Here is a 14,620-nt window from a genome sequence, read left to right on the forward strand (position 1 = left end):
TAAATTTATAAATTTTTTATACAATCAAAAAAATATAGCAGTTCTCAAAAATTTACAAAAAATTTCAAAAAATACTTTTTATATTTAATTTACTTTTATATCACTTATATTTTTAATATATTGATATAAATTATTATATAATATATATGATAATTTATAAAAAATAATAATTTTTAAAATTAAAAAAAACACTAAGCATTTTTTATTTCTCCTAATGCAGTTTTTGCTTGTGTAATTAATGCTAAAAATCCTATTTTATCAAAAATAGCAATATCAGATAGTATCTTACGATCAATTTCAATAGAAGCTTTTTTTAAACCATTCATGAAATAGCTATAAGACAAACCATGTTGTCGTGCAGCAGCATTAATACGAATAATCCATAATTTACGAAATTGTCGCTTACGCTGACGACGATCACGATAAGCATATTGCCCTGCTTTTATTACTGCTTGCAAAGCAACTCGATAAACACGTGATCGAAGACCATAATAACCTTTTGCTTGTTTTAATATTTTTTTATGACGAGCTCGAACTACTACGCCTCTTTTTACATGAGCCATTTAATTTTCCTAATATACTTTAAAATGAAATTTATCAAATTTCAAGCTAACAATCAAAAATTATGCGTATGGTAAAGAAGTAATTATTAAATTTAAATCACCTTTTGATACCATGGTTTTCGCTCGTAAATGACGCTTACGCTTAGTTGATTTTTTGGTCAAAATATGACGAAGATTAGCTTGCTTATGTTTAAAATTATTGCCTTTTGCAGTTTTTTTAAAACGTTTTGCCATACTACGCACTGTTTTTATTTTTGGCATTTTAATATCCATTACGCCTAATTAGTTATATCAACATACGACTTTATTGGGTGAGATTCATTCAAAAAAAATTATTTTTTTGGAACTAATACCATAATCATTTGACGACCTTCTATTTTTGTTGAAAAAAATTCAACAACTGAAAGTTCTTTCAAATCATTTTTAATACGATTTAACATATTAATACCAATCTGTTGATGAACAATTTCACGCCCACGAAAACGTAAGGTAATTTTTACTTTATCACCACTTTCTAAAAATCGAATAAGATTACGTAATTTCACTTGATAATCAGCTTCATCTGTCCCAGGACGAAATTTAATTTCTTTTAACTGAATTACTTTTTGTTTTTTTTTCTGCTCTTTCAGTAATTTGCTTTTTTCATAAAGAAATTTACCATAATCCATAATACGACAAACTGGTGGATCAGCATTGGGGCTGATTTCCACTAAATCAAAGCCGGCTTGATCGGCTTTTAAAAGGGCTTCTTTTAAACTAAACAAACCAAGTTGTTCACCATTAACATCGGTTAAACGAACTACAGAAGCTCGAATCTCCTTATTGATACGATTTTGACGAATCGTCTGAATTTTTCTTCCAACTTTAATATTTCATTTCCTCCCATTGATGCATACTACGAGTTTGAATTTCATTGAGAATTCGTTTTATAAATTCTGCAATAGTAAATATTCCTAAATTTTTTCCACTACAAGTTCGAATAGATACTTTTTCTAACTTTATTTCTTTATCACCACAGATTAACATATAAGGTACGCGACGCAAAGTATGCTCGCGAATTTTAAAAGCTATTTTTTCATTTCTTAAATCTACTTTCACACGAATACCAACATTACACAATGTTTTAAATATTTTTTTTACGAAATCAATTTGTTTATCTGTAATATTAATTACAATAACTTGTAATGGTGCTAACCATGTTGGATAAAAACCACCATATTCCTCCGTTAGAATTCCAATAAAACGTTCAAGTGAACCTAAAACAGCACGATGAATCATTACAGGAATTTTACGTTCATTATGTTCATCAATATAAAAAGCATTTAAACAACTAGGCAATGAAAAATCAAGTTGTACAGTACCACATTGCCACGCTCGATCTAAACAATCATAAAGCGTAAATTCGATTTTAGGACCATAAAATGCGCCTTCACCTTTTTCATAACTAAATGGAATATTTGCTAATGCTATAGCAAGATCTGATTCTGCTCGATCCCATTGTATATCAGTACCTATACGTTTTTTTGGTCGAGTAGATAATTTAACTGTAATTTTTTTAAATCCAAATATTGAATAAATATCATAAATCATTTTAATACAATTTTTGACTTCATCTACAATTTGTTGTTCAGTACAAAAAATATGAGCATCATCTTGAGTAAAACCACGAACTCGCATAAGACCATGTAAAGCTCCTGATGGCTCATTACGATGACAGCTTCCAAATTCTGCCATACGCAATGGCAGATCACGATAAGATTTTAATCCTTGATTAAAAATTTGTATGTGTTCTGGACAATTCATAGGTTTTATGCAATATTCACGATTTTCAGAAGAAGTAACAAACATATTTTCTTTATAATTTTCCCAATGACCTGTTTTTTCCCAAAGAATGCGATCCATCATTAATGGAGTGTTAACCTCTTCATATTGATATTCATATAATTTACTGCGAATCATTTTTTTTAATTCAAGAAATATAACCCAACCATTATTATGCCAAAATGTCATACCTGGTGCTTCGTCCTGAATATGATACAAATCAAGTGCTTTAGCAATTGCACGATGATCTCTTTTTTTTGCCTCTTTTAAAGATAGTAAATAAGAATCTAATTGTTTTTTATTAGACCAAACTGTTCCATAAATCCTTTGTAACATTTTATTATTTTTATTACCACACCAATAAGCTCCAGCTATTTTTTGTAATTTAAAATAATTACAAAAACGTATATTAGGTATATCTGGACCAGAAGAAATATCAACATATTCTTGATAATAAGAAATTTCTAAATATTTTTTTTTCTCAAATTTTTTTTCTAAAAATTGAATTTTATAATTTTCATTTCTAGCTAAAAAAATATTTTTTGCTTCTTTCCAACTAACTTCTTTTTTAATGATATTATATTTTTTTTTTACCAGTTCATGCATCTTGTCTTCAATTTTTTCTAAATCCTCTTCTATCAAAGAATGCTCAAGATCAACATCATAATAAAAACCATTTTTTATAATATTACAACTTGCCAGTTTAATACTTGGCCATAATTGTTTTATAGCTTGTCCGAGCAAAAAAATACATGACTGCCGAATAATCTTTAATCCTACTGGATCTTCAGAAGTAATAATCAGTACTTTAGCATTTTTATCAACAATATAACTAGCATCAACAAGTTCACCATTCACAAAACCAGCAATACATTCCTTTGAAAGGACTAGATTAATATCATGAGCAATGTCCATAACTGAAATAGAATTTTTATATTTACGTTGGTTACCATTAAGAAGAGTAATAATTGGCATTGAAAATCCTTTATTTAGAATAGTGAATCATCAAAAAATTCATAATTTAAATTTATTAAAATATTCTAAAATATATACAATGTTTTATTATATTTATGCTATGTGTTATGTTATCTATATTACTTTATAATACTTATGAAATATTATACTATTTCATCACAAAAAATTGTATTGTACAATGCATTAATAAATTTCAAATAAAAATAAATTTTATTTTTATTTGCTCAACTTTAATATAAATATTCATTTTTAGTAATATCTTTATCTTTATATTTTTCATATGTCTATTTATTTTAAAGTAATATAAAAAAAAATATTTTTTTATTTAGCATAGTATTCTGAAATTTAAAAAATAATTTATATTTTACTTACTAAAATATTCCAAAATATATATAAATATTTTTCATTATATGTATTATTTTATATACTCAATTACAAAAAATATTATATTAATATAAAAAATAAAAAATCTTCAATATTATTTTCTTTTATATTCAGTTTTATTTTAATCACAATCATTATAATGATATTCTCAAAACATATTTTTTAATCAATCAATTTACTCTATATAGAATAATAGAAATTGACCGATTTTTTTTAAAAAAAATCATAGAACGTACTCTTTTAAAAATATTTTATATCAAATATTTTATAATAATTACTTATGATTACTTAATTACAAAAAACAATAATCTTCTTGGATATTATGAATAATTTTAAATAAAATTATCTATTTAAAATAAAATAACTTTATTTTATTAAATTTATAATTAATTCTAATTTCATTATAATAATAAACAAACATTAAAATAATAAAATAGGACGACTTTTTCTTACAGAAAAGTAATAAAAAAATTACTGATTATAGAAAGTAAAAATATTAATACAAATTTGTAATATTAATTAAATAACACGAAAATTCAAAAAATACTTTTATTATTGCAAATATCTTGCAAATTAAAATTTATCTTAAATTACAATCAGCGATTAATTTGATATCAATAATTGACAAAAAATATCAATAATCATGTTTTTAAAATTTATGATATTTTTATTATTTTAATATATGCAAACTTTACAAAATCAAAAAATAAAAAAACAAAAATATACACTAAAAAATAAACATAACATACAAAATATTTATTTATAAAAAATTTTTAATAATTCAAAATTTTTCTAAATTTTAATATATTTGAATGATTCACGATAAAAATGCTTAATAACATAGTCATGTTAACTAATAAAAATAGTATTTTTGCGATATTTTTTATATTAAATCAAATAAAAACTACAATAACAAAAATTAAATATAATTTATTTTAGTAAAATAATGTATACTTTATTAAAATATTAGTCATATAATTTTTTTATATAGTTCCTATAACTAAAATTTAGTTTGTAAATTTAAAAACATTTATGAAAAAAAAATCTAACAATTTATTCAAAAAAAAAATTATTGGTTCAATAATATTAATTACAATATTTTTTTCAAATACCGTGGTAAATGCAAAAAAAATTACTGTAGTAACTACTTTTACTATTATTCAAGATATTGCTAAAAATATAGCAGGTAATTCAGCAAATATTTATTCTATTACAAAACCTGGAGCAGAAATTCATGAATATCAGCCAACGCCAAAAGATATTTTAAAAGCACATAATGCTGATTTAATTTTATGGAATGGATTAGGACTTGAAAAATGGTTTTATCGTTTTTTTGAAAATTTAAATGATATTCCTGCTGTTATTGTTACTAAAGGAATAAAATTAATGCCAATTAGAGAAGGAGGACATAAAGGTAATCCTAATCCTCATGCTTGGATGTCTCCAAAAAATGCATTGATATATATAGAAAATATTCGTGAAGCATTTATAAAATATGATCCAGAAAACATAAAAACATATAATAATAATGCAAAAATATATGCTAATAAAATAAAAGAAATTGATGCACCATTACGCAAAAGACTTGCAAAAATTCCGAAAGAAAAACGTTGGTTAGTAACTAGTGAAGGTGCTTTTAGTTATCTGGCTCATGATTACAATTTTAAAGAAGCTTATCTATGGCCAATTAATGCTGAAGAACAAACTTCTCCACAACAAGTTCGTAAAGTTATTAAGATTATAAAAAAATATAAAATCCCTGTAGTATTTAGTGAAAGCACCGTCTCTGATAAACCAGCAAAACAGCTTAGTAAAGAAACAAACACTCAATACGGTGGTATACTATATGTAGATTCTTTATCTAAAAGTGATGGTCCAGTACCAACATATATAGAACTCCTAAATACAACTGTTGACACTATTGCAAAAGGTTTCGGCAAATAATTATGCATTATGATAAACCTCATTTAATTATCGATAACATTACTGTTAAATACAATAATGCACATATTGCTATTTATGATGCTAACCTTGATATAACTGGTGGTTCAATTTATGCATTAGTAGGAATAAACGGCAGTGGCAAATCAACTCTATTTAAAACAATCATGGGTTTAATAAAACCAACAAAAGGATTAGTAACATTAAACAATAGTGAAATAAAAAAAGCTCTTCAAAAAAATATTATTGCTTATGTGCCACAAAATGAAGAAATTGATTGGAATTTTCCTATTTTAGTATCTGATGTCGTAATGATGGGCAGATACGGAAAAATGGGCATATTAAAAATACCAACAAAAAAAGATAAAAAAATTGTTGCTGATTCATTAAATCGTATGGGGTTAACAGGTTTAGAAAAAAGACAAATCGGAGAACTCTCTGGAGGACAAAAAAAAAGAGTCTTTCTTGCAAGAGCACTCGCTCAACAGGGAAAAGTATTACTACTTGATGAACCATTTACCGGGGTAGATATAAATACAGAAAATTCAATTATTGATCTTTTACGTGTACTCCGTAATAATGGATATTTAATTTTAGTCTCTACCCATAATTTAGGTAGCGTCCCTGAATTTTGTGATCAAGTTATTTTAGTAAACCGCACAATATTAGCTAGTGGTCCGATTGAAACTACTTTTACAAAAAAAAATCTTCAACTCGCTTTTGGTGGTGTATTACGCCATATTCACCTTTCTGGTACAGAACTTCATGATGATGACGATCCTCGTTCATTAACTGTAATTACTGATGATGAAAAAGCAGCAGTTTTTTATGGAGATCATGAACAAGAAATATCTCTTATCAAAAAAAATAATAGGAAAATATAAAGCATGGTAAATTTATTACTGCAACCTTTTGAATATAACTACATGATAAAAGCAATTTTAATCAGTGGTATTGTTGGAGTAGTCTGTGCTTTTCTTTCTGCTTATCTCATGTTAAAGGGATGGTCTTTAATGGGAGACGCTCTTTCTCATTCAGTTGTTCCCGGTATTGCTGGAGCTTATGCTCTTTCTCTTCCCTATTCTGTAGGTGCATTTTTTAGCGGTATTCTCGCTGCACTAGCAATAACTTTAATACGTCATGTCTCTAATCTTAAAGAAGATGCAATCATTGGCTTTATTTTTTCTACTTTTTTTGCTTTAGGATTATTAATCCTGTCATTAAATCCTACATCAGTAAATGTACAAACTATTATTTTTGGTAATATTTTAGGTATTGCGAATGAAGATATAATCCAAATTGGAATTATTACAATAATTTCATTTATTATATTAATTTTTATATGGAAAAATTTATTAGTTGTATTTTTTGATGAAAATCATGCGCGTTCTATTGGATTAAATCCATTAAAATTAAAAATAATTTTTTTTACATTATTAACTGCATGTACGGTTACAGCTTTACAAACAGTGGGATCAATACTTGTTATTGCAATGGTAATTACACCAGGTGCAACAGCTTACTTACTTACAGATCAATTCAATCGATTACTACTTATTGCGATAATTATTGGATTTATATCTAGTACTATTGGTGTTTATATCAGTTATTTCATAAATGGAGCTACAGGTGGCATTATTGTCATAATACAAACTATAATATTTCTTTTTGCTTTCTTTTTTGCACCAAAATATGGTTTATTTATTAAATATATAAAGAGAAACAAAAAAAACATAAATGTTATGCAATGTACACAAAAAATAAATTGTAATGAATGAATTCATAGAATTATTAATAACACCTTTTACCTTTTCTTTTATGCAAAAAGCTATTATTAGCGCATTAATTACTGGATCAGTATGTGCTATACTTTCTTGTTTTTTAATCTTAAAGGGGTGGTCTCTAATGGGAGATGCTATCTCTCATGCTGTATTACCTGGAATAATTCTTGCTTTTTTATTCGGTATCCCTTTATCTTTTGGAGCTTTTTTATCAGGATTTTTTTGTTCTTATGCAACTGGTTATTTAAAAAATAATAGCCGTATTAAAGAGGATACCATAATGGGTATTGTATTTTCTGGTATGTTTGCTCTAGGATTAGTGCTGTTTACATACATTGATACAGACCAACATCTTACCCATATTCTCTTTGGTAATATATTAGGTATTAATGAAATTGAATTCCAACAAATACTTTGGATATCAGGATTCAGTGCTGTGATGATTTTATTAAAACATAAAGATTTTTTGATTTATTGCTTTGATCCTAACCAAGCAAAAATTGTAGGTTTATCTGTTGAAATCTTACATTATTGGTTTCTTTCTTTATTATCTCTAATTATCGTAGCGTCTTTACAAGCAGTTGGTATTATTGTTGTTATTGCTATGTTGATTTCTCCTGGTATTATTGCTTTTACGCTATGCAAAAATTTTAAAAAAATGGTAATCATAGCTATTATTGTTTCCATTACCTCTTCTTTTTTAGGTACTATTATTAGTTTTTATATTGATGGAGCAACAGGACCTTGTATCGTAATTACTCAAGCCATATATTTTATAATTTCATTAATATATAATTATATAAAAAAAACATATAATCATTTTATATTTAGATCAGATAAAAATCTTAAAAAAACATAAAAACAATATAATTATTATTAGCTTATTTTAAAAATATTTTTTTTATAATCTTATAAGTCTTTTTAGTTTTTTTAAAAAGTGTTTAGAAAAAACAAAAAATTTATAAAAAAATAATTAATATAATATATTTAAAATTTCTATAAAAATCATACTGTTAATATATTAATATTGGTTATGGTTATTTACCAATAACCTAATTCTTTCCACCATAAACCACCAATCACAATCCATATAAAAAGATTAACCATACTTAATATAAAGCCTATTTTCCACCATTCAGATAAAGTAGCATAACCTGAACCGAAAATAATTGGTGCACTACCTGTAGCATAATGTGTTAATGACATCATTAATGATGAGGAAAAAGCTAAAATCAGACCTAACAACATAGGAGGAGCACCTAATGTTAATCCTGCAGTAAAAAATGCCGCTAACATTGCCATAATATGGGCTGTAGTACTGGCAAAAAAGTAATGAGAATACACATATATAAATACTAACAATAAAGTTCCTAAAATCCAATTAAGACCCATATGACTAATAATACTACCAACTGTTTGCGAAAACCAATGAATTAATCCAAGTTTACTCAAAAAAGTAGCCATCATAACTAATGCAGCAAACCAAGTAATTGTATCCCAAGCTCCTTTAGTTTTTAAAATATCATTCCACTCTAACACTCCAGTACACAACAAAATAGAAATTCCAATTAATGCCGCTGTTGTTGGATTGATGCTAAAAGCATTACCAAAAATAAAAGCAGGTATATCTGCCCACATTAACAATAAGATAAAAAATATCACTAAAGTAGTTATTTCTGCTCTTGAAATAACTCCTAACTGTTTTAATTTTTCTTGAGCAAAAATTTGCGCATCTGGTGTTACTTTAATTTCAGGAGGATAAATCCAGTAAATGATTAATGGCATTATTAATAACGAAATAACACCGGGAACAAAAGCAGCTATAGCCCACATTCCCCAAGTTATTTCAAATGTTGGGATAGTATTTGCCATAATTAAACTTACAATCAATGGATTAGGAGCTGTTGCAGTAATAAACATAGCTGATGTAATAGGATTAATATTGAAATTAGTCAATGCAAGATAACGTCCAATTTTTTTCGAAGTACTTGATTTTGGTTTAGAACCAAAGCTATCTGCAATAGAACACATAATCGGATGTATTATTCCTCCACCACGTGCTGTATTACTTGGTGTTACTGGAGCTAATATTGTTTCTGCGATTACTAAAGAATAAGCAATACCTAAGGTTTTTTTACCAAATAAAGAAATGAAATAATAACCAATGCGTGCACCTAATCCTGTCTTATTTAGACTAACAGAAATCATAATAGAAATACCAATTAACCAAATTAATTGATTAGAAAACCCACTTAAGGCATCATTAATTGCTTGCGTTGCATTATTTGGATTAGTTACACCAGTTATAGCAATCAAAGTAATAGCTATAATTGCAATAGCTCCTATCGGTAATATTTTAAGTATAATAGACAATATAGTACCGATAAAAAGAGCAAATAGTTGCCATGCATGAACATCTACTCCTTGAGGAGCAGGAATAACAAACCAAATTAAAAAAATAATTCCAATAACAATAAAAGTTGATAAAAGTTTTAGCGGAATAAATTTATGCATATTTTATTATCCAATTAATGAAAACAGTATATGATATCAAAATATTTGACTTTATAAGTTAATTACGTGTACTGTAAAATTATCCATTTAATATGAATTTATAATTTATATTATTTTTATATATTATTTTGTTTTTTAAAAAGAAATTTATTTTTTATATTTAATAAATTTTATGTTTAATAAAAAACAAATATCGAACATTAACTATATAAACTATATAAACATATAATATAATAATATAAAAAAACAAAAAAACAAAAACACCAAAAAAAAATAATAAACAATTAATACTTATCAATTTTTATCATAAATTTCATATTTTTATAAAAACAAAAAATCAGTATTATAAGTATATAATATAATATCAGTATTTTAATATACAAAAAATAAAATAACATGTTTTATCGAAAAAATAATTTATAGAATATCTGAATCATACAAAAAAATTAATTAATATTTTATGAAAATAAAACATTTTTATATGTATTTTTATATTTTATATGTATTTTTATATTTATTCAGCATGTTTATATCCATTCAGTATGCATAGTAGTTTCTTTTTCTATATGAAAATAAGTATGAGCACCAAAATAATCACGTTGTGCTTGAATTAAATTAGCTGGTAAAACAGGAGCGCGATAACTATCGTAATATGAAATAGCTGCTGTTAAAGTAGGTAATGGTATACCATTTTTTATAGCAACACATACAATATCACGCAATGATTCCTGATATTTATCAATATTTTTTTTAAAATAAGGGGATAGCATCAAATTCACTAAAGATGGATTCTGAGAATAAGCATTAGTGATTTTCTGTAAAAATTGTGCTCTAATAATACAACCAGACCGAAAAATTTTTGCAATATCAGCATAATTCAATTGCCATTTATATTTATCTGATGCCACCTTTAATTGATAAAATCCTTGTGAATAAGCAATAATTTTTCCTACGTAAAGTGCTTGACGAATTTTTTCAATAAATGTTTTTTTATTACCTGTAAATTTAACATTAATTGGTCCAGTTAATATTTTTGATGCTGCTAATCTCTGTTCTTTTAAACAAGAAATATAACGAGAAAATAGAGATTCCGTAACAAGAACAGCAGGAATCTCCAAATCTAAAGCATTTTTACTAGACCATTTTCCTGTTCCTTTACTAACTGCAACATCTAAAATAAGATCTATCAAATAAATACTATTTTTTTCTTTTTTACGAAAAATATCAGCTGTTATTTGAATCAAATAACTATTTAATTCACCTTTATTCCATTCACTAAAAATATTAGCTAATTCTTCATTATTTAAATTTAATATTTTTTTTAATATAGAATACACTTCAGCAATAATTTGCATATCACAATACTCTATAGCATTATGAACCATTTTTACATAATGACCGGCACCATCAGAACCGATATAACTTAAACATGCTTCACCATTAACTTTAGCTGCAATTTTTTTAAAAATAGGTTCTATTAAATTAAAAGCTTCTTTTTGTCCTCCAGCCATAATAGATGGACCTTTTAATGCACCCTCATGTCCTCCAGAAATTCCCATACCAATAAAATGAATTCCGTATTTAGAAAGTTCTTGATTACGACGAATAGTATCTTGAAAATAAGAGTTTCCTCCATCTATTAAAATATCATTCTTATCTAAATAAGGTATTAATGACATAATCATTTCATTTGTAATATTTCCAGCTTTTAACATCAATAAAATATAACGCGGTTTTTTTAATGAAAAAACAAATTCATTAATCTGATAAAAAGGAATTAATTGTTTACCTATGTTTTCTTTAATGATTTTATCAGTTTTTTCTCTAGAACGATTAAATATCGAAACAGAATAACCATGATTTGCAAGATTAAGTGCTAAATTACAACCCATCACACCCATGCCAATTAAACCTATTTGTTGCTTTATCATAAAATAAACTCATCTTAATGACTAATGACACAAAACATATTAAAATATACAGAAATTCTAACAAATATTTATCTATTTTTTTAATTTTTATCTACAAAAGTTAAACGTATATCTATATATAATACATATAAAAAAGTATACATATTTTTTATAATAAAACAAAATATCTTTTATAATTTATGATTATGACTAATCTACTATAATTATTTACAAAATTATATGATTTTAAAAAATATTTAATGGTTATTATTATCATGAGTATTTGAAAACAATAATAAAAAGATTTTTTATCTTCAATTAATTCATTATTATTATTTTTTGATATTATTTTTTATTTTTAATAAAATAATTTTATTATATATATATTTAAGTATATCATATTTTATTTATATAAAATTCATATTTTATTTATATAAAATAATATTGAAAAATAATTGTAATTTTATAATAAATTCATGATATTTATTAATATAAATTAATATTTATTAAGCATATCAATCAATATATATAAATTAACTATAAAATAACTATAAAAGATGTAAATAAAAAATAATTTTTATATTTTTATTCTGTTATAAATAAAAATCTTATAGTTATGTCATCAAAAAATATAGAATTATAGATTGAATTTAAAAATAAAACAAATATAAATATAATATAAAATATTGATATCTATAATCTTTTGTACCCTTTTAAAAAACAACATAATAAAATAAATATTAAAATAAAAAATTTTTAGTTAAAAGAAATTGCAATATTTAATCCATAACATAAATAAAAAAATCGATACACTTAAAATCATAAATTTATAAAATCACATCATCAGATTAATATAATTTATCAATGTAAATATATTTCTACTTAAAACATTAAAAACCTAATTTCATATATAAATACTTATATACACTGTAATAATTGTTTTATATTAAAAAATAAATTTATAATCATCATTATGTTATTCACAAAATATTAACAAAAATCAACTTTTAATAATTTTAGCGATATACAATTTTATATTATTTAAATAACCTAAACATTTTATAATAAATGAATAGAAACAAAAAATATTCTTAACTTCATCGACAAAATTAATGTATTTTATAATTTATGTTAAACATAAAAATTACAAAAAAATATTTTTAATATATTTTAAATTTTACAATATAAACAATAAAAATAAATATTGTTTTAAATTATGAATATTATCACACAATTTTTCCATCTTCATTAATTTTACTTCCTACTGCACCTGTTTGATTATTATATTTTGCATTGGGTCGAAGATAATATGGTCTTTCAGCAAAACCTGATAAATATTCAAAACTTAATGCACCAATAATCATACCTGGTTTAAGTGCTAATGGCAATTTACCAGAATTATAAAATTCTAATACAAGATTACCAGACCAGCCTGGATCAATACGATGAGCAGTAACATGAACCATCAATCCTAATCGAGCAAGCGAAGATCGACCATCTAACCACCCCACAATATTGTCAGGTAAACAGATTTTTTCTAAAGTAATTGCTAATGCTAATTCAGCAGGGTGCAAAAAAAATGCATGATCATACTTTAATATAATTTCATTACTCATAATTTGATCTAACGCGGCATTTACTTCATTTTTTTTACCACTAAGATCAATATAAGGTATTTTATATCCTTTAAATACTCGAAATTTATTTCCTAAACAAATATCAACAGTTGCTCCATTAATACGTTCAATTGATGGCCTTGGTTCAATGATTATTTTTTTTTTATTAAGCCAATTAACTATGTCACGATCACAAAGGCGCATTTTTTATCCTTTTAAGTAAAAAATTTAATTAAGTAAGAGCTTTAAAAGTAAAATATTAAATTTTAAAAATAAATAATTATTGACAAAATTCTCCTATTTTTGCTTTTAAAATATCAATAGCTACTCGATTTTTTCCTCCTCTAGGAATAATAATGTCTGCATATTGTTTTGATGGCTCAATAAATTGAAGAAACATTGGACGTACTGTCTGCGTATATTGTTTTAAAATAGAATCTAACGTTCTTCCTCGTTCATTAACATCTCTTTTAATCCTTCTTACCAAACAAATATCTAAAGGTGTATCCACATAAATTGCAAAATCTAATTCATCACGTAAACGTTTGTCAGTTAACAACAAAATACCTTCAAGAATAATTACTTTTTTAAAATAAAAAAAATTTCGTATTTTTACGCGTATGATTAGTATAGTCATATTGTGGTAAATGAATTCCTTTACCTATTTTTAATAATTGCAAATGATGAAATAGAAGATCATGATCCATAGAATTAGGATGATCATAATTTACCTTACTTTTTTCTTCCATAGTCATTTCATCTTGACTTTTATAATAACAATCCTCATCAATTATGCCAATATTATTATCACCAACTTTATGACGTAATTCATTATAAATAGTTTTTGCAATAAGACTTTTTCCAGATGCTGAAGCACCAGATATTCCTACAATAGTGCACCGATGTACTACTTTCGACATTTTTAAAAACCTTTTTTTAAAAAAGTAAAATATAACTTACAAGATTAAATCTATATAAAATCTCTTCGCTATCTTTAGCTTTATTTTTATTAAGACATTTAGTTAATAAAACAAATCAACATTGATTATCCACTATATTATAATGTATATTATATTATAATACATATTATAAAATATAATATCATAATATTATGA

Annotated in this window: 11 protein-coding genes and 1 pseudogene; 4 read left to right on the forward strand and 8 right to left on the reverse strand. The window is 24.8% G+C overall.

The window, feature by feature from the left end; translation table 11 throughout:
- Window positions 1–191 precede the first annotated feature (191 nt).
- The 4 genes from rplT to thrS form a co-directional block, all read right to left on the reverse strand.
- On the reverse strand, window positions 192–563 hold the full coding sequence (rplT, locus tag ABNS14_RS03065) for a 50S ribosomal protein L20 (protein WP_348666251.1): 372 nt from the start codon (window positions 561–563) through the stop codon (window positions 192–194).
- Window positions 564–623: 60 nt separating this feature from the next.
- A complete protein-coding gene (gene rpmI / locus ABNS14_RS03070) occupies window positions 624–824 on the reverse strand; it encodes a 50S ribosomal protein L35 (protein ID WP_348666252.1) in 201 nt (66 codons plus the stop codon).
- Window positions 825–895: 71 nt separating this feature from the next.
- Window positions 896–1,432: a translation initiation factor IF-3 gene (gene infC, locus ABNS14_RS03075; RefSeq protein WP_348666675.1), complete on the reverse strand. Its 537-nt coding sequence runs from the start codon at window positions 1,430–1,432 to the stop codon at window positions 896–898.
- A complete protein-coding gene (gene thrS, locus ABNS14_RS03080; RefSeq protein ID WP_348666253.1) occupies window positions 1,428–3,359 on the reverse strand; it encodes a threonine--tRNA ligase in 1,932 nt (643 codons plus the stop codon). Before thrS ends, infC begins: the two co-directional genes overlap by 5 nt.
- Before the next feature lie 1,416 nt (window positions 3,360–4,775).
- Between thrS and ABNS14_RS03085 the strand changes: the two genes are divergently transcribed.
- From ABNS14_RS03085 to ABNS14_RS03100, 4 genes are read left to right on the forward strand one after another with little or no spacing between them, the layout of a single operon-like run.
- Window positions 4,776–5,687: a metal ABC transporter substrate-binding protein gene (locus tag ABNS14_RS03085; protein WP_348666254.1), complete on the forward strand. Its 912-nt coding sequence runs from the start codon at window positions 4,776–4,778 to the stop codon at window positions 5,685–5,687.
- 2 nt (window positions 5,688–5,689) lie between these two features.
- Window positions 5,690–6,568: an ATP-binding cassette domain-containing protein gene (locus ABNS14_RS03090; RefSeq protein WP_348666255.1), complete on the forward strand. Its 879-nt coding sequence runs from the start codon at window positions 5,690–5,692 to the stop codon at window positions 6,566–6,568.
- Between the two features lie 3 nt (window positions 6,569–6,571).
- Window positions 6,572–7,462, forward strand: a complete 891-nt coding sequence (locus tag ABNS14_RS03095) for a metal ABC transporter permease (RefSeq protein WP_348666257.1) — start codon at window positions 6,572–6,574, stop codon at window positions 7,460–7,462.
- On the forward strand, window positions 7,455–8,324 hold the full coding sequence (locus ABNS14_RS03100) for a metal ABC transporter permease (RefSeq protein WP_348666259.1): 870 nt from the start codon (window positions 7,455–7,457) through the stop codon (window positions 8,322–8,324). Before ABNS14_RS03095 ends, ABNS14_RS03100 begins: the two co-directional genes overlap by 8 nt.
- A gap of 182 nt (window positions 8,325–8,506) precedes the next feature.
- On the opposite strand, the gene ABNS14_RS03105 is transcribed toward ABNS14_RS03100, so the two are convergent.
- From ABNS14_RS03105 to udk, 4 genes and pseudogenes are all read right to left on the reverse strand, one after another.
- A complete protein-coding gene (locus ABNS14_RS03105) occupies window positions 8,507–9,979 on the reverse strand; it encodes a DASS family sodium-coupled anion symporter (protein WP_348666261.1) in 1,473 nt (490 codons plus the stop codon).
- A 527-nt stretch (window positions 9,980–10,506) separates the two neighbouring features.
- Window positions 10,507–11,910: an NADP-dependent phosphogluconate dehydrogenase gene (gene gndA, locus ABNS14_RS03110; RefSeq protein WP_348666262.1), complete on the reverse strand. Its 1,404-nt coding sequence runs from the start codon at window positions 11,908–11,910 to the stop codon at window positions 10,507–10,509.
- 1,205 nt (window positions 11,911–13,115) lie between these two features.
- On the reverse strand, window positions 13,116–13,709 hold the full coding sequence (gene dcd, locus ABNS14_RS03115; protein ID WP_348666264.1) for a dCTP deaminase: 594 nt from the start codon (window positions 13,707–13,709) through the stop codon (window positions 13,116–13,118).
- A gap of 76 nt (window positions 13,710–13,785) precedes the next feature.
- Window positions 13,786–14,425, reverse strand: a pseudogene (gene udk, locus ABNS14_RS03120) (uridine kinase).
- Window positions 14,426–14,620 lie beyond the last annotated feature (195 nt).

The sequence above is a fragment of the Arsenophonus symbiont of Ornithomya chloropus genome, assembly GCF_964026495.1.
Taxonomy (GTDB): Bacteria; Pseudomonadota; Gammaproteobacteria; order Enterobacterales; family Enterobacteriaceae; genus Arsenophonus.